Raw genomic sequence first — 16,554 nt, 5'->3', positions numbered from 1 at the left:
TGAGATGGCTGCTGTGGTGGGTTTCGAGGTTCTGCGCCGGCCGGGCGGCTACGCCGTCCAGGTACTGGCCGTCGCCGCCTGCTACTACGCCGCCGCCCGCCTCGGACTCCTGCGCGGACTCACCGTCGAGGGCGCCGTCGTCACCCCGATCTGGCCGCCGACGGGCGTCGCCGTCGCCGCCCTGCTGATCCTCGGCCTGCCCTGCTGGCCCGGCATCACGATCGGCGCCTTCTTCGCCGTGCTGTCCATCACCAGCCCCCGCCCGGACGTGCTCATCACCGTCGCCGGCCAGACCGGCGCACCGGTGTGCGCGGCGCTCCTGTTGCGCCGCGCCCGCTTCCACACCGACCTCGGCCGGTTGAGAGACGGCCTCGCCCTGGTGTTCCTGGGCGCACTGACCGCCACACTGATCAGCGCCACGGTCGGCGTCGGCCTCCTCGTCCTCACGGACAAGCTGAACGCGGCCGACTTCTGGCTCGTCTGGCTGGCCTGGTGGGTGGGCGACGCCATGGGCGTCCTGATCGTCACCCCCGTCCTGCTGTTGCTGCACCGCGCGCGCTGGCCACCGCCCCTGACCCGCTGGAAGGAGGCGACCACGCTGACCGTCGTCGCCGGCTGTCTGGTGCCGTTGGCGGTCTACAGCACGGTCAGTCTGCTCTTCCTCGTCTACCCGCTCCTCATCTGGACCGCCCTGCGCTTCCAGCTGGTGGGCAGTGTGCTGTCCGCGCTGCTGACGTCCGTGCTGGCCACCGTCGCCGCGACGGACGGCGTCGGGCCCTTCGCCGGGCTGAGCCGGATCGAGGTCATGGCGAAGCTCCAGGCGTTCAACGGCTCCATGGCGCTGACCGCGCTCCTGCTGTCCGCGCTGATCACCGAGCAGCGCCACACCCGGCGCTCGGTGGAGCGGGCCTGCCAGGAACTGGTCGAGGTCCTGGAACACCTCACCGCCGGCGAAGCCCCGCCGCCCCGGCCACAGCCGGACGCCGAGAACGCCCGGAGCGCCGAGAACACGGACGGCCGGGCCTGGCCGACAGGACCCACGTGACACGCGAGGGGAGGAGACGGGGCACCGTGGTCCCGCGTCACCGGCCGGAGCGGTTCACCGGTCCCCCGTCGTCGCTGCCCGGCTCCGCGGGGGCCCTGCGGGACGTGGTGTCCCGGTGCGCCGGCGGATGCGCGGCGCCGGTGGCGCCGGCCTGACCCCCGCCGGTCGTGCCGAAGCCACCGAGGACACCCGGCGGCACGTCCGCGGCGGCCTGGGCCTCGCTCACGTGGCGCCGGGCCCGGATCCCCGCCCGGCGCTCCCGGTACGGGTGGTCGGACGGCTGGGCGGAGGCACGCTCGCGCTCCGTCTCGCGTCGGCGGTGTGCGGCGGGCTCGGCGGCCGTGGCCCTTTCGTCCTGCCGGCCGCGGTCCTTGTCGTCGTGCATGCGGTCCTTGTCGCTCATGCGGCGCCGGGTACCCGGACGCCGGCCGGTGTCCACACCTGTCCCGGCGTGTCGAACGGCCGGTCCGGGGCACTGGGAGACGATGGGCGCGGCCTGGACGGGCCCGGGCCGGACCGGAGGGACAGCGGCGGCATGGAGCAGCGGACGGCGAGCGCGGCCGAGCAGCGAGCCGGGGCGGTCCAGCCCGGCTCGGCCGCCACGCGACGACGCGCCGGCACGACCGACGGGTCATGGGATCACACCGCACGGCCACCGGAAGAGTCCGTACGGCTACCGGAGGAGTCCGTACGGCCACCGGTCGGCTCTGTACGGCCACAGGAGGACTCCGTACAGCCGCCGATGGACTCCGCAGGGCCGCCGGAGGAATCCGTACGGCCGCCGGACGGCACCGACAAGCGCCGTCGCATTCCGCGCACCGACCACCTGCTGTGCGACCCCCGGCTGGCCGCCGCCGTGGACCGGCTCGGCGCCGCCGCGGTCAAAGCCGCCGTACACCAGGCGCAGCAGCTGGCCCGTGAGGGAGGCATCCCGCCCGAGCAGGTGCTGCCGACCGCCCTCGCCCTGCTGCCCGGTACCGCGAGCGGCCTGCGCCCGGTGCTCAACGCCACCGGGGTGCTGCTGCACACCAACCTCGGCCGGGCCCCGCTGTCGGCCGCCGCCCGGCAGGCCGTGCAGGAGGCCGCCGGGCCCACGGACGTCGAACTGGACCTGGCGACCGGCGTACGCGCGCGCCGTGGCCGCTCCGCCCTCGCCGCCCTGCGCGAGCGGGTGCCGGCCGCCGGCGCGGTGCACGTCGTCAACAACGGCGCCGCCGCGCTGGTGCTCGCCGCCACCGCCCTCGCGGCCGGCCGGGAGATCGTCGTGAGCCGGGGTGAGATGGTGGAGATCGGGGACGGGTTCCGCCTGCCCGACCTGCTCGTCACGACCGGCGCCCGGCTCCGCGAGGTCGGTACCACCAACCGCACGACCGCCGCCGACTACGCCACCGCGATCGGCCCGGACACCGGGTTCGTGCTCAAGGTGCATCCCTCCAACTTCCGTATCACGGGCTTCACGCGGTCCGCCGAGATCGCCGAACTCACCGGTCTCGGCGTCCCGGTCGTCGTCGACATCGGCTCCGGGCTGCTCGCCCCGCATCCGGCGCTGCCCGAGGAACCCGACGCCGAGACGCAGCTGCGCGCGGGCGCCTCGCTCGTCACCGCCAGCGGCGACAAACTGCTCGGCGGACCCCAGTGCGGACTGCTGCTCGGCGACCAGGAGCTGGTCCGGGCTCTCGCCCGGCATCCGCTGGCCCGCGCCCTGCGCGTCGACAAGCTGACCCTGGCCGCGCTGGAGGCCACCCTCTCCGGCCCGCCCACCCCGACCGCACTCGCCCTCACCGCCGACCCGGCCCGTCTGCGCGCCCGCGCCGACCGGCTGGCCGAGAGCCTCGCCGCCGACGGTATCGACGTACGGGCCGTCGAGTCCGCCGCCACCGTCGGCGGCGGCGGAGCACCCGGGGTCACCCTGCCCAGCGCCGCCCTCTCCCTGCCCGAGCCGTACGCCACCGCGCTGCGCACCGGCCGGGTCCCGGTCGTCGGACGGCTGGAGGCGGGCCGCTGTCTGCTGGATCTGCGGGCGGTGCCCGAGCAGGACGACGCACGGCTGGCCGATGCCGTGCGCTCGGCCCGGCCCGCCGGGGAAGGGCGGGCGTGATGCGGGTCCTCGCCACCGCCGGCCACGTCGACCACGGCAAGTCCGCCCTGGTACGAGCCCTCACCGGCATGGAGCCCGACCGCTACGAGGAGGAGCGCCGCCGGGGACTCACCCTCGACCTGGGCTTCGTGTGGACCCGGCTCGGCCCGGACGGGGACTGTCTGGCCTTCGTGGACGTGCCCGGACACGAACGCTTCGTGCCCACCATGCTGGCCGGCGTCGGACCGGTGCCCGCCGTGCTGTTCGTGGTCGCCGCCGACCAGGGCTGGCAGCCCCAGTCCGAGGAGCACCTGGCCATCCTCGACGCGCTCGGCGTCCGTCACGCCGTCCTCGCGGTGACCCGCAGTGACCTCGCCGACCCCGAACCCGTGCGCGGTGACGCCGTCGAACGGCTGGCCCGAACCTCCCTCGGCAAGGTGCCCGCGGTCGCGGTGAGCGCGGTCACCGGCGCCGGACTCGACGAGCTGCGCGGTGAACTGGCCGGACTCGCACGCGAGTTGACGGATCCCGACCCCGGCGCCGACGTACGGCTCTGGCTCGACCGGGCCTTCACCGTGCGCGGACACGGCACCGTCGTGACCGGCACGCTCGGCGCGGGCACCCTGCGCGTCGGCGACCGGCTGGCCACCGGGGACGGTACGGCCGTGCTCCGGGTGCGCGCGCTGCAGACCCTCAACACCCGGGCCCGGGCCCGCTCGCGCAGCTCTTCCAGCGGGCCGAACTGGATGGAGTCCGTGGGGCAGGACTTGGCGCAGGCGGGCTCCATGCCGGCGCCGAGGCGGTCGTAGCAGAGGGTGCACTTCCACACCCGGCCGTCGTCCTCGCGCTGGTCGATGACGCCGTACGGGCACGCGGGGACGCAGTAGCCGCAGCCGTTGCAGATGTCCTCCTGGACGACGACCGTGCCGAACTCGGTGCGGAACAGCGCGCCGGTCGGACACACGTCCAGGCAGGCGGCGTGCGTGCAGTGCTTGCACACGTCCGAGGCCATCAGCCAGCGCAACTCGGTGCGGCCGTCGGGGGAGACGGGCGAGATCTGCCCGGCGGGCGCGCCCTCGGGGGCCCCGCCGGGCGGGGGAGCGGTGGCGCCGGGACCGGGGGAGGCGGCGTCGGTGCCGAGCCGCGCGGCGGCGGCGAACACGTCGACGTCCTCGTGCGCGACCCCGGGCTCCTGCCCGCCGAACGGCTTGCGCTGCTCGATGAAGGCCACGTGCCGCCAGGTGTCGGCGCCCAGACCCTGCGTGTTGTCGTACGACATGCCGGTCAGTTCGAGGCCGTCCTCCGGAATGGCGTTCCACTCCTTGCAGGCCACCTCGCACGCCTTGCAGCCGATGCACACGGAGGTGTCGGTGAAGAAGCCCATCCGCGGCGGGGCGTCCGACCAGCCGGAGTCACCGGCCACGTCCGGCTGCGGGCCGTACAGCAGGTTCTTGCGGACCTCGTCGCCGTCGCTCATCGCCGTACCTCCTCGCTCATCACTCCTCGCCCTCCTCGGGTACCTCGCCCGGCGACGCCCGCACGACCGCCACCCGGTGTTCCTGCCAGGCGGTGGCCGGCATCTCCACGCTCTTGGCGAAGTACCACCGGCTGAGGGCGTTGCGCAGCCGGTGCTTGTGGAACCAGCGCCAGGCCTCCGTGCCCTCGGCGCGCGGCCGGGGCGTGTCGCGCACGAGGATGCGGTAGGCCTCCTCGCGGGACAGCAGGGTGTGCGCCTCCTCGTAGCCGCCGCCCGCCGTGCGCCGTACCTCGCCGGTCGTCTCGCCGTCCAGCAGCCGCCGCCGGTCCGCGGCCTGCAGGCCCAGACAGGCGCGTTGGGTGGCGTGGTACGTCAGGAACGGCACCACGAACAGCGCCGCGCGGAAGGAGCGCGTGATCAGTTCCACCGGCAGGCCGAACTTGTAGGCCAGTACGTCCTGTCCGCCCGCCATCAGCAGCACCGCGTACGCCGAGACGGCCGCCGCGCCCAGCGCGGTGCGGGTCGGCTGGTTGCGCGGCCGGTCGCACAGATGCTGCTCGGGCTTCGGGCCGGTGAGCCAGCGCTCGAAGAACGGATAGCCGTAGAGGATCAGGAACAGCACCGCGGGCAGTACCACGCCCGGCAGCAGGACGTCCCAGACGACCGTGTGCCCGGCGATGTCCGTCTCCGCCGCCGGCATCAGCCGCAGCGCGCCCTCCAGATAGCCCACGTACCAGTCGGGCTGCGCGTCCAGCGACACATGGTCCGCGCGGTAGGGTCCGAAGGCCCACACCGGGTTGATCTGGAACAGCGCCGCCATCGCCGCCAGCACGCCCGAGAGGATGAGGAACAGGCCCGCGGACTTCGCCGTGTACTGCGGGACCAGCGGCTTGCCGACCGCGTTCCGGTTGCTGTGGCCGGGCAGCGGCCACTGGGTGTGCTTGTGGACCACGACATACGTCAGATGCACCCCGACGAGCGCCAGCAGCAGGCCGGGCACCAGCAGGACGTGGACCATGTACAGCCGGGAGATGATCTCGTGCCCCGGGAACTGGCCGCCGAAGACGAAGAACGACAGATACGTGCCCACGACCGGGATCGAGAGCACGATGCCCTGGGATGTGCGCAGACCGGTGCCGGACAGCAGGTCGTCGGGGAGCGAGTAGCCGCAGAAGCCCTCCAGCAGGGAGAACAGGAACAGGGTCACCCCCACCGTCCAGTTGACCTCCCGGGGCCGCCGGAACGCGCCGGTGAAGAAGATGCGCAGCAGGTGCACACCGATCGCCGCCACGAACACCAGCGCGGCCCAGTGGTGCACCTGCCGGACCAGCAGTCCGCCGCGCACGTCGAAGCTGATGTGCAGCACCGACGCATACGCCTCGGAGGTCATCGTGCCGCGCAGCGGCAGATACGAGCCGGTGTACGGCCGTTCCGTCATGTCCGGGTGGAAGAAGAACGTCAGCCAGACGCCCGTCAGCACCAGCAGCAGCAGGCTGTACAGCGCCAACTCGCCCAGCAGGAAGGACCAGTGGTCCGGGAACGCCTTGCGCAGGAACTCCTTGCCGGCCGAGGAGACCGGCAGCCGCTGGTCCAGCGCCGACACCAGGCGCTCACCGCGTCCCTCGCTCCGGGCCGCCCGCCGCTCCTCGGACACCGTCATCGCGCCCGCCTTCCGCCCGTGCCGGGCCCCTCACTCTCGGTGCTCTGTTTCGAGCGTGGCACGGGTGCCCTGGCTCCGCTCGCCCGAAACGGCACGGTCGGACGGCGTACCCGGCGCCACCGTCCGTTTGCCCGGACCCGCGCGCGGCTACCCGGCGCCCGGACGGGGGTGCCGGTGTGAGGAGGTCGGCGTGGGGAACGTGTCCGAGATCGTCGCCGCCCGGCTGCGGGCCTGGGGGGTGGAGCGGGTCTACGGCGTGCCGGGACTGGAGGTCGACCCGCTGGTCGGCGCGCTCGGCGGCGGGCCGGAGGCGCCGTGGTTCGTGCAGGCGCGTGGCGAGGAGTCCGCCGCCCTCATGGCGTGCGCCGACGCCAAGCTCACCGGCCGCCTCGGCTGCTGCCTCGCCCCGCCCGGCGCGGGCGCGCTGCGGCTGCTGGGCGGGCTCTGGGACGCGGCGGCGGACCGGGCTCCGGTGCTCGCCGTCGTGGGGGAGGCGGAGAGCGCCCGGCGTCCCGGCGGCCGGATCGTGCGCCACCTGGCGGAGGTCTGCGTCTTCTGCGAGGAGGTCTTTGCGCCGGAGCTGATGGGCGACGCCCTGAACCGGGCCGTGCGTGCCGCGCTCACCGACCGGGGCGTCGCGGGCCTCGTCGTACCCCGCCACGTCCTCGCGGCCTCGGCGCCCGGCGGGCCGGACGGCGTCGGCGCCGTACCCGCCGACTTCCACCCGCCGGTGCGCACGCCGGACGAGGGGGACATCCGGCGCGCGGCCGAGGTGCTGGAGGGCGCCGGGAAACCGGCCGTGGTCGTGGGCAACGCGGGGCGCGCCGCGTCCGGGCAGGCGGCGGGCGTGGCGGCGCTCCTCGGCGCGGGTGTCGCGACGACGGCCCTGGCCCGTGACGCCCTGCCCGACGACTTGCCGTACCTCACCGGCGTGGCGGGCACCCTGGGCAGCGAGGCCGCCGCCGCGCTGCTGCGCGAGTGCGACACGCTGCTGCTCGTGGGCGCGGAGGACCTGGACACCGCGCTGCTGCCCGGCCCCGGCCGGTGCCGGATCGTCACCGTCGACCCCGAACCGGCCGACTGCCCCCTGGACCGGGCCCGTGCGGCCGTGCGGGTGAACGGCGACGCCACCACGGCACTCGCAGCGCTCATCCCCCTGCTGCACCGCGCCCCCGACCGTACGTGGCGCACGCGGGTCGAGGACGCGGTGCGGGCCTGGCGGACCGAGGGGCAAGCGAAGGCCAGCCGCTACTTCGGTACGTCCGTCAACCCGCGCTTGGTCGTCGCCGAACTGTCCGAGCGGCTGCCCGACCGGGCCGTCGTCGTCACCGACTCGGGGACCTCGCTGGACTGGTGGATCCGCCACCTCCGTCTCCGCAACGGCATGCGCGCACTGCTGTCCGCCCGGCTCGCGATGCCGGGCGCGGCCGTCCCCTACGCCGTCGCCGCCCGGTTCGCCGCCCCCGACCGCCCGGTCGTCGCCCTCGTCGGCGACGGCGCCTTCCAGAGCGGCGGCCTGAACGAACTCATCACGGTCCGCCGCCACCTGGACCGGCTGGCCGGTCTTGCCCCGCTGGTGTTCTGCGTGCTGAACAACGGCGACCTGAACCGGCTGACCTGGCAGCGCCGCGCCGCGGCCGGCGATCCGCTGATCCCGCTGTCCGCCGAGGTCCCCGCCATGCCGTACGCCGAGTGGGCGCGGCTGGCGGGCCTGCCGGCCGTCCGCTGCGACCGGCCCCGGCACGTCGCCTCGGTCTGGGCCGACGTGCTCGCCCGGCCCGGACCCACGGTGCTGGAGTTCGTGGTGGACGGGGAGACCCCACCGGACTGGGCGCCCGGCGCGGACCGAACGGCCGTCACCGGCACGGAGGGGAAGCGGTCGGCGAAGGCCTTGGCGAAGCCGGTGCGCGCGTCCGGTCGGGCCGCGCGCTGAACCCCGTCGGGCGCCCGGAACCCCACCGCTGGAAGGCGGGCCGGCTCACCCCTCCTCGGCGGTGAGCGGCACGGTGGCGGTGACCTGCTTGCCGTGGGGCAGCCAGGTCACTTCGAGGCCGCGGGAGAGCATCGCGACGAGATGCAGCCCGTGCCCGCCGACCCGGCCGGGATCGGGAGGGCGCCGCCGGGGCAGCTCGGGGGAGGTGTCCGCCACCGTGACGCGCAGCGCGGTGGCCCCGGGCAGCAGCTCCAGGTGCAGGGCGCACGGGCCGGGGGCGTGCTGGGCCGCGTTGGTGACGAGTTCGCTGACGACGAGCTGGGCATCCTGCACCGAGCGTCGCGCGGGCGCGGGCCGCACCCGGGACAGCAGCGCGACGACGGCGTCTCTGGCATCGCCGATGCTGGATACGCCGATGCCCCAGGTGCGGTTGTAGCGCAGGGGCGCGGGGCGGTCCTGCGTGGTCGCGTGCGGGATGTCCATACGTCGTTGCCCTTTTCGTCCGGGGCCAGGGTCCCTTCCTGTCCCTACGGGATCGCCCGTCAGCTGCCCGGTTACCCGCCGGGCCGCCGAGCAAAGGGACGGCCGCCGGGAATCCTCCGGTTGCTCACGAGCCCCTGGTCACAGGCACGCCGGACGGAACGGGTCCGGGAAATCAGCCTCCGCTGGATTTCCCGGACCCGTTCGGAATCCGAGGAGCCGCCTGTCAGGGTCGGCATTCAGTGCTTGAAGGTGTCCTTGGCCTTCTCCTTGGCCTGCCGGGCATCTCCACGGGCGGCTTCCCCGCGGCCCTCGGCCTCAAGGCGCTCGTTGCCGACGGCGCGGCCCACGGCCTCCTTGGCCTTCCCCTTGGCCTGCTCCGCCTTGGCCTTCGCCTTCTGGTTGCCAGCCATCAGGTGTCACATCCCCACGTACTCGGTGCTGTGGTCCCCTGTCGGCTTGCCGCTGAGCCGCGGTCCAAACCAGCGAACCGGATCCCTGATTACTTACGTTTGGTTGAACAGTCCAGACTGATAAAGGCGGATCGTCCGCCGACTGCGGCAGGCGCACGAGGTCGGCGACCTGACGCTGTCCGGCGCCTCGGTACTGGCCCGGCTGGCCATCGTCTCCCTCACCGACGCCGGACGGACCTTGCTGGAGCAGCGCCGATCCGAGTCCGTGAGCCGCCTCGCGCGCGCCCTCGAGGAGTTCACCCCGCGCGAGCGGCAGGCCCTGCACGACGTCCTGCCCCTGCCGGCGCAGGCCCGCAGCGGATAGTGGTCCGACAGATCCCGGCCAGGAGGCCGCGCTGGACACCCTGGTCCACGACCTGGCGGTGTGGCTGTCCTGGTACCGGCGCACCGTGGTGCGGGGTGCGCTGGAGCACCTGCACGCCCAGTGCGCCGTGGGCGGCTGAGCGGGCGGTGCGGTCGGGTCAGCGCTCGCGCCGCCGTCGTGCGAAGTGCCCTGCGACGAGGGCCGCGACCAGGACGGCGGCGGCGATCAGGACGTAGAGCTGGTAGCGCGAGACCTCGTCGTAGACGGTCGTGATGTGGTGGCCCACGAGGTAGGCCAGGGTCGTCCACAGGCCGACCCACAGGGCGGCGCCGAGCGCGTTGAAGACGAGGAAGCGGCGCCAGTGCATGCCCGTGGTGCCGGCGATGATGCCGTTGGCCTGGCGCAGGCCCTCGATGAACCGGGCAACGGTGACGATCTTGCCGCCGTGCCGGTCGAAGAACCTCTCGGCGGCCTCGAACCGCTTCGGCGTCAGAAAGACGTACGGGCCCCACCGGTGCACGAAGGCCCGCCCGCCGAATCGGCCGATCAGATAGCCGATGTTGTCCCCGGCGACGGCAGCGACGAACGCGATGACCGCCACGGCGACGACGTTCAGCCGTCCCGCGCCCGCGTACACCCCCGCGGCCAGCAGGATCGTCTCGCCGGGCGCGGGAACCCCGAAGTCCTCCACCAAGACCACGGCCCCCACGGCCCAGTAGCCGTAGCTGCCGAGCAGGGGCGCCAGGTGCGCCAGCGGACCCGGGAGCGGAGGGGCGGCCATGCCTCCACGGTACGTCGCCGCGATCAGCGGCCGGCTCTTCGGTCCACGTGGCTCACGGCCACGCGACGGTGGTCCAGGGTGAGGTACGTCAGGGGCCGGCGGGGGAGGTGTCCTCGTCGTCGCCGGAGACGGGCTGGCAGATGCGGCACAGTTCGTGGTCCCCGTCGCGGGTGACGACCGTTCCCCAGCCGAGGCACTGCTCGCAGTCGCGGGCGCGTGTCAGGTCGGGGTGGGGAGGCAGAAGGGGGCTGCGGTGGAATCCGTACGCCATGCGGTGAGCGGCTCCTCGAAGTCGCGGGACGAACGCAGGGAAAAGAGAGCAGAAGACGGTGGGCGGACGATGACAACGCTGTCCAAGCCATCCCCATTATGTCCTACTTTTTCCTTATGTCTAGAGTCTATGTCACTCAGTGCCGGATTTTTTCGTCACCGAGTGCCAAGCTCCTACCCGAGGTCGAGTCGCTCGGGCTCTCGTGAGGAGCTGTTCGATCCTACGAACTTCTCGCATGCCGGTTACCGTGGCCCGCAGGGTTTGATAGGAAACTTTCCTATCAGCATCGGTACGGACCAACTCGCCACCCCCCAGCCCTCCTTGGAGTCCCTGTGGTGCACGCAGACCGCGAAACAACAGCCCCCGCCCGCGTCTCCCGCCGGACCGTCGTCGCCGTGCTCGGCGCCGTAGCCTCCGGTGCCCTGATCGGCACCCAGCGCGCCCTCGCCGCCCCGGCGGCCACCCCGGGCCTCGACGACCCGGCGAAGAAGGAGATCGCCATGGAACTGGTGTCGAGCGCGGAGAACTCCTCGCTCGACTGGAAGGCCCAGTACAAGTACATCGAGGACATCGGCGACGGCCGCGGTTACACCGCCGGCATCATCGGCTTCTGCTCGGGCACCGGCGACATGCTCGACCTGGTCCAGCTCTACGCCGACCGCAAACCCGGCAACGTCCTCGCCAAGTACCTGCCCGCCCTGCGCAAGGTCAACGGCACCGACTCGCACGCCGGCCTCGACCCGAACTTCCCCAAGGACTGGCGCAAGGCCGCCCAGGACACCGCCTTCCAGCAGTGTCAGAACGACGAGCGCGACCGCGTCTACTTCAACCCCGCGGTCGCCCGGGGCAAGGCGGACGGCCTGCGCGCCCTCGGCCAGTTCTGCTACTACGACGCCCTCGTCATGCACGGCGACGGCGACGACCCGACCAGCTTCCGCAACATACGCAAGCGCGCCCTGCGCAGCGCCAAGCCGCCGGCCCAGGGCGGCGACGAGACGACGTACCTCAACGCCTTCCTCGACGCCCGGGTGTGGGCCATGAAGCAGGAGGAGGCGCACAGCGACACCAGCCGCGTCGACACCGAGCAGCGGGTCTTCCTGCGCAAGGGCAACCTCGACCTGAACACCCCGCTCGACTGGAAGGTGTACGGGGACAGCTACCACATCGGCTGACGCGCCCAGGTCATGAGGTGTGCGGCAGGCCGGCGGGCGCGGGTGCCGGAAGTTCCGAACCCAGCCCCGCGGCCTGCCGTGCCGTGATGCGCTGGATCAGGATTACCGCCAGGACGGCGGCGAGGAGGTCGAGGGCCTGCACCACCACGAGCAGCGGCAGCGAGGTGTCGCCGCCCAGGTTCATCACCGCCAGGGCCAGAACGCCGTGCCCGAACCAGGCCGCCCACCACACGTTCACCAGGAGATCCCCGCGGCCCCGGTCCGCGCCGGCCGGGCCGCTCGCGATCTCCACGTCGAGCAGCAGCCCGCGCGGAGCCCAGAAGTTGACTCCCGGTAGCAGCCAGGCGAGAACGGCCCACGCGGCCGAGCCGCGCACCGCGCCGGGCGAGAGAAGCTCGGCGTTGCGCCGGCACCGGGCGAACCAGAAGAGGAACAGCACGGCCGCCGCCGTTCCCACGTACCCGACGATCATCGACACCCGGGCGGACTCGGAGGCCGTGCTCGTCGACGGATGCAGCAGATGAGTACGGACTTTCAGCGCCCGGACCAGCGCGGCACCGGCCGCCGCGGGGACGGCGAACTGGGCACAGCGAGCGAGGAACCAGGGAGCCTGGGCGGTGGAACCCGTCACGGTGGAACACCTGTCTGAGGAAGGCGCCCTGCGCGGACGGCAGCACGGCGCGAAGATCGGAGCACTGGATCATAGGGCCGGCCCACTCGCGTGTCAGGGCCCTGACGAGGAAAGATGGGCGGTGAGCGATCGATCCGACGATGCGGAGGAGCGGACTCATGCCGCACGAGCGAGCCGGCCGGCCGGCCGGTCCCGAGGACCTTGTCGACGTGGCCCGGCTGGTCACGGCGTACTACGCACTGCACCCGGACCCGGCGGACCCGGCACAGCGGGTGGCGTTCGGCACCTCCGGGCACCGGGGCTCGTCCCTGGCGAGCGCCTTCAACGAGGACCACATCGCCGCCACCAGCCAGGCCATCTGTGAGTACCGCGCCGGCCAGGGGACCGACGGCCCCCTCTTCCTCGGCGCCGACACCCACGCCCTGTCCGAGCCCGCGAAGGTCACCGCCCTGGAGGTGTTCGCCGCCAACGGCGTGACCGTCCTCATCGACGGCGCCGACGGCTACACGCCCACCCCCGCCGTCTCGCACGCGATCCTCATCCACAACCGGGGCCGCACCTCGGGCCTCGCCGACGGCGTGGTCGTCACGCCGTCGCACAACCCGCCCGCCGACGGCGGCTTCAAGTACAACCCGCCGAGCGGCGGCCCGGCGGCCTCCGACGCCACCTCCTGGATCCAGGACCGGGCCAACGAGATCATCACGGGCGGCCTGAAGGACGTACGCCGGATGCCCTACGGCCGGGCCCTCGCCGCGGACACCACCGGGCGGTACGACTTCCTCGGCGCCTATGTCGGTGACCTGCCGAGCGTGCTCGACCTGGACGCGGTCCGGGCGGCCGGCGTGCGCATCGGCGCCGACCCGCTCGGCGGGGCCTCCGTCGCCTACTGGGGGCGCATCGCCGAACAGCACGGCATCGACCTCACCGTGGTCAACCCGCACACCGACCCCACCTGGCGCTTCATGACGCTGGACTGGGACGGCCAGATCCGCATGGACTGCTCCTCGCCGTACGCGATGGCCTCGCTCATCGAGCAGCGCGACCGGTACCGCATCGCCACCGGCAACGACGCCGACGCCGACCGGCACGGCATCGTCACCCCGGACGGGGGCCTGATGAACCCCAACCACTACCTCGCGGTCGCCATCTCCTACCTCTACCGGCACCGCGAGCAGTGGCCCGCCGGCACGGGCATCGGCAAGACGCTGGTGTCCTCCACCATGATCGACCGGGTGGCCGCCGACCTCGGCCGGCAACTCGTCGAGGTTCCGGTCGGGTTCAAGTGGTTCGTGGACGGACTGGCCGACGGCACCCTCGGGTTCGGCGGCGAGGAGTCCGCGGGCGCCTCCTTCCTGCGCCGCGACGGCTCGGTGTGGACCACCGACAAGGACGGCATCATCCTGGCACTCCTCGCCTCCGAGATCACGGCCGTCACGGACAGAACCCCGTCGGAGCACTACGCCGGCCTGACCGCCCGCTTCGGCGCGCCCGCCTACGCCCGCATCGACGCGCCCGCGACCCGGGAACAGAAGGCCCTGCTCGGCAAACTGTCCCCGGCCCAGGTCACCGCCGACACACTCGCCGGAGAGGCGGTCAAGGCCGTGCTCACCGAGGCGCCCGGCAACGGCGCCGCCATCGGCGGCATCAAGGTGACCACCGACAACGCCTGGTTCGCGGCCCGCCCGTCGGGCACGGAGGACGTGTACAAGGTCTACGCCGAGTCCTTCCTCGGCCCCGGCCACCTCGCCCGCGTGCAGGAGGAGGCCCAGGCCGTGGTGCTGGGCGCGCTCGGCGACTGAGGCGTGGGGTACGGCGGCCCCCGGCACGGGCGTGTCCGGTGGCCGCCGCCGGTTCAGCCGCGCCCGTGCCGCCCGCCCAGCCGGTCCAGGACCGCCTGCGCCATGGCCTGCTCGCCCGTGGCGTTGGGGTGCGCCGGTGCCGCGGGCGAGGCCGGCTGCAGCGGTTCGATCCAGCGGTCCGCGGGCGCCTTGCACATGTCGTGCCCGACCGTGGGGCCGTAGGTGTCGACGTACTCGGCCTGGTTGACGCCGGCCACCACGCGCAGCATCAGGTTGAGCCGCTTCTCGGTGTCGCGCAGGTACGCGAAGTCCTTCTGCGCGAAGGGCACTTGCGGGAAGCAGCCGCTGCCGTCGTCGGGCAGCAGGTCCGGATAGCCGACGACCACCACGCGCGCGTGCGGCGCCCTCGCGTGCACGGTCCGCAGCACCCGGTCGACCTTCGGCGCGGTCCGCAGGACGGCCAGGGCCAGCTCGTCGTATCCGGACGCCTCGTAGGAGCGCTCGCAGGGGTTGCCCGCCGGATCCTGGGCGGCCAAGTGGGCGCAGGTGGTGATGATCGAGCCGAACCCGACGTCGTTGCCGCCGATCTGAACGGTCACCAGGTCGGTGCCCCGCCCCAGCGCGTCGAGCTGGGGCTCGTTGGTGCCCTGCGCCCGCCACATCTCGGCGGTCGTCGCTCCGGCGCAGCTGACGTCAGTGAAGGCGGTCACCCGGCGCTGTGCCGCCACCAGCGAGGGGTAGTTGTGGTCGGAGCGGGCGCAGCCGGCGTCCACCTGGCGCGGGATACCGGGGCCCGAGGTGTAGGAGTCGCCGAGGGCCACGTAACCGAGGCCGCGGCCGTGTCCGTCGGGGTGTGCGGCGGCCGGTGCCGTGGAGGCGGCGACGAGGGCGCAACCGCCCAGCGCCGCCCCCAGCACGGCGGCCCGCCGCCGGCCTCTCGCGCCGTCCGCCGGACGCGTGTCGTTCGCCATGAGTCCTCCCCCTGAGGCCGGTACATCGCGCGGGGGCGACACCCAGGAGCACCCCTCGCGCGTTCGACCGGCCCTGTATACCGCCCGGTAGGTGTCGCCGACCAGAAGCGCGGAGCAACGAGTTCGGGGGCGTGTGCGCCGACGCCGGGGACGGGGTGCACCGGCGCCGGGTGACGGGGGCAACGGCGCCGAAGGGGTGCAGCGGCGCCGATGAGCGGGAGCAACGGCCTGAAAAAGTGGGAGCAGCGGTGCAGCGGAACGGGCGCAGCCGCGCCCGAGGAACCGGTGCGTTCAGCGGGCCGCGCCCGGTGGGCAGCGGTTCCGGCCCGCGGCCCGTCCGCCGTCTCCCGCTTCAGACACCGGACGGCGCCTCAGGCGAGGCGGACGCCTGCAGCAGGGAGTCGTCGTCCGGCCGGGCCCCGGAGAGACGGTGACGGGCGGCGATCAGGGCCATGTCGGCGTCACCGGTACCGGTGGCCACGCACAGCGTGTACGAGACGTCCGCGAGTCGTTGCCGGGCCTGCGGGGTGCTCTTGCCGGCCTCGAGGAGGGTGAGGGTCTCGTACTGGGCGATGAGGTCCTTCAGCACCGCGGGGTGTGCCATCAGCATGCGTTCCGCCTCCCTGGTGGGCCGCCGGTGTACGAAGTCGCAGCGCGACTACCCGCAGCGGCGCGTGGCATGCCACTGCGGCGGATCACCTGGCGCCGCGGTGCCGCGACGGCGTGCCGGCCCGCACCCCGCGTCGTCACCGGCTTGCACCGGATTGCCGTCGCCGACCGGGCCAACTGGTGCCCTACGCTCCCCCATCCGGTGGCTTATGGCCTCCACAGCGTTATTCATGCCTCGGATTTCCTGATCATTCCACTATCGAGCCCTTGGGACTGACCAGCCGTCATAAAGCTCTGACCCAAGTCGAGGAGAGTGGGAAGAATGACGACATCGCCGCGACGGCGATACGTTCTGGCGTCGGCCGCTACAGTCGCCGCGCTCGCCGCAGTCACGCTGGCGAACGCGGGAGCCGCCTACGCACAGGACCACACCACCCCGAACCCGCCGGCCCCGAAGAAGGCCGGTTATCCGCATCACCAGGAGAAGCCCGCTCACCCGATGAAGCCGGCGTACCCGGTTCATCCGGCGAAGCCTGCCGCACCGGTGAAGCCCATGTACCCGGTTCATCCGGTGAAGCCCGCGTACCCGGTGAAGCCGGTCCATCCGGAGAAGCCGGTGGTTCCGGTGAAGCCGGTGTATCCGGAGAAGCCCGCGGTTCCGGTCAAGCCCGTTTACCCGCAGAAGCCGGTGGTTCCGGTCAAGCCGGTGTATCCGCAGAAGCCTGCGGTGCCGGTCAAGCCTGTGTATCCGGAGAAGCCGGTCAAGCCGGTGGTGCCGGTCAAGCCCGTTTACCCGCAGAAGCCGGTGGTTCCGGTCAAGCCGGTGTATCCGCAGAAGCCTGCGGTGCCGGTCAAGCCTGTGTATCCGGAG

General features: G+C 73.0%; 14 protein-coding genes and 3 pseudogenes. 7 read left to right on the top strand and 10 right to left on the bottom strand.

The features are described 5' to 3' along the window. Window positions 1–4 precede the first annotated feature (4 nt). Window positions 5–1,045 (top strand): MASE1 domain-containing protein, encoded by a 1,041-nt coding sequence (locus ACZ7GZ_RS32885; protein ID WP_471029809.1) that lies wholly within the window; start codon window positions 5–7, stop codon window positions 1,043–1,045. Window positions 1,046–1,082: 37 nt separating this feature from the next. Here ACZ7GZ_RS32885 and ACZ7GZ_RS32880 read toward each other — a convergent pair whose 3' ends face one another. After that, the gene (locus tag ACZ7GZ_RS32880; protein ID WP_471029807.1) at window positions 1,083–1,448 is read right to left on the bottom strand and encodes a hypothetical protein; all 366 of its coding nucleotides are present in this window, start codon (window positions 1,446–1,448) and stop codon (window positions 1,083–1,085) included. Window positions 1,449–1,787: 339 nt separating this feature from the next. On the opposite strand from ACZ7GZ_RS32880, the gene selA reads away from it, so the two are divergent. Both selA and ACZ7GZ_RS32870 read left to right on the top strand, forming a co-directional pair. After that, on the top strand, window positions 1,788–3,143 hold the full coding sequence (gene selA / locus ACZ7GZ_RS32875; RefSeq protein WP_471029903.1) for an L-seryl-tRNA(Sec) selenium transferase: 1,356 nt from the start codon (window positions 1,788–1,790) through the stop codon (window positions 3,141–3,143). Next, window positions 3,143–3,835: pseudogene (locus ACZ7GZ_RS32870) on the top strand (GTP-binding protein); the annotation flags it as partial. The gene selA and the pseudogene ACZ7GZ_RS32870, both read left to right, overlap by 1 nt. Here the strand turns inward: ACZ7GZ_RS32870 and ACZ7GZ_RS32865 are convergent. Continuing rightward, window positions 3,802–4,599 (bottom strand): annotated as a pseudogene (locus ACZ7GZ_RS32865) (4Fe-4S dicluster domain-containing protein); the annotation flags it as partial. The pseudogenes ACZ7GZ_RS32870 and ACZ7GZ_RS32865 overlap by 34 nt on opposite strands. Before the next feature lie 19 nt (window positions 4,600–4,618). Continuing rightward, on the bottom strand, window positions 4,619–6,259 hold the full coding sequence (gene qcrB / locus ACZ7GZ_RS32860) for a cytochrome bc1 complex cytochrome b subunit (RefSeq protein ID WP_471029805.1): 1,641 nt from the start codon (window positions 6,257–6,259) through the stop codon (window positions 4,619–4,621). Between the two features lie 190 nt (window positions 6,260–6,449). Between qcrB and ACZ7GZ_RS32855 the strand changes: the two genes are divergently transcribed. Then, window positions 6,450–8,192: a thiamine pyrophosphate-binding protein gene (locus ACZ7GZ_RS32855; protein WP_471029803.1), complete on the top strand. Its 1,743-nt coding sequence runs from the start codon at window positions 6,450–6,452 to the stop codon at window positions 8,190–8,192. 45 nt (window positions 8,193–8,237) lie between these two features. Here the strand turns inward: ACZ7GZ_RS32855 and ACZ7GZ_RS32850 are convergent, their stop codons facing one another. From ACZ7GZ_RS32850 to ACZ7GZ_RS32835, 4 genes are all read right to left on the bottom strand, one after another. Further along, entirely contained in the window at window positions 8,238–8,675 is a 438-nt protein-coding gene (locus tag ACZ7GZ_RS32850) for an ATP-binding protein (protein ID WP_471029801.1), read from the bottom strand. Between the two features lie 236 nt (window positions 8,676–8,911). Continuing rightward, on the bottom strand, window positions 8,912–9,085 hold the full coding sequence (locus ACZ7GZ_RS32845; RefSeq protein WP_471029798.1) for a CsbD family protein: 174 nt from the start codon (window positions 9,083–9,085) through the stop codon (window positions 8,912–8,914). A 521-nt stretch (window positions 9,086–9,606) separates the two neighbouring features. Then, window positions 9,607–10,230: a DedA family protein gene (locus ACZ7GZ_RS32840; protein ID WP_471029797.1), complete on the bottom strand. Its 624-nt coding sequence runs from the start codon at window positions 10,228–10,230 to the stop codon at window positions 9,607–9,609. Between the two features lie 88 nt (window positions 10,231–10,318). Continuing rightward, a complete protein-coding gene (locus ACZ7GZ_RS32835) occupies window positions 10,319–10,501 on the bottom strand; it encodes a hypothetical protein (RefSeq protein ID WP_471029795.1) in 183 nt (60 codons plus the stop codon). 332 nt (window positions 10,502–10,833) lie between these two features. Here ACZ7GZ_RS32835 and ACZ7GZ_RS32830 point away from each other — a divergent pair, with 332 nt between their 5' ends. Continuing rightward, complete coding sequence (locus tag ACZ7GZ_RS32830) at window positions 10,834–11,673, top strand: chitosanase (protein WP_471029794.1); 840 nt, start codon at window positions 10,834–10,836, stop codon at window positions 11,671–11,673. 10 nt (window positions 11,674–11,683) lie between these two features. Here ACZ7GZ_RS32830 and ACZ7GZ_RS32825 read toward each other — a convergent pair whose 3' ends face one another. Next, window positions 11,684–12,304: a DUF4328 domain-containing protein gene (locus ACZ7GZ_RS32825; RefSeq protein ID WP_471029791.1), complete on the bottom strand. Its 621-nt coding sequence runs from the start codon at window positions 12,302–12,304 to the stop codon at window positions 11,684–11,686. A gap of 158 nt (window positions 12,305–12,462) precedes the next feature. Here ACZ7GZ_RS32825 and pgm point away from each other — a divergent pair, with 158 nt between their 5' ends. After that, complete coding sequence (gene pgm, locus ACZ7GZ_RS32820; protein ID WP_471029788.1) at window positions 12,463–14,103, top strand: phosphoglucomutase (alpha-D-glucose-1,6-bisphosphate-dependent); 1,641 nt, start codon at window positions 12,463–12,465, stop codon at window positions 14,101–14,103. A 53-nt stretch (window positions 14,104–14,156) separates the two neighbouring features. Here the strand turns inward: pgm and ACZ7GZ_RS32815 are convergent, their stop codons facing one another. Both ACZ7GZ_RS32815 and ACZ7GZ_RS32810 read right to left on the bottom strand, forming a co-directional pair. Beyond that, entirely contained in the window at window positions 14,157–15,074 is a 918-nt protein-coding gene (locus ACZ7GZ_RS32815) for an SGNH/GDSL hydrolase family protein (protein ID WP_471029785.1), read from the bottom strand. 352 nt (window positions 15,075–15,426) lie between these two features. Further along, the gene (locus ACZ7GZ_RS32810) at window positions 15,427–15,684 is read right to left on the bottom strand and encodes a DUF5133 domain-containing protein (protein WP_471029783.1); all 258 of its coding nucleotides are present in this window, start codon (window positions 15,682–15,684) and stop codon (window positions 15,427–15,429) included. 321 nt (window positions 15,685–16,005) lie between these two features. On the opposite strand from ACZ7GZ_RS32810, the pseudogene ACZ7GZ_RS32805 reads away from it, so the two are divergent. Beyond that, a pseudogene (locus ACZ7GZ_RS32805) lies at window positions 16,006–16,554 on the top strand (hypothetical protein); the annotation flags it as partial.

The sequence above is a fragment of the Streptomyces sp. NPDC037288 genome (assembly GCF_055603265.1).
The sequence above is the reverse complement of the archived record's forward strand: the minus strand, read 5'-3'. Positions and strand labels throughout refer to the sequence as shown.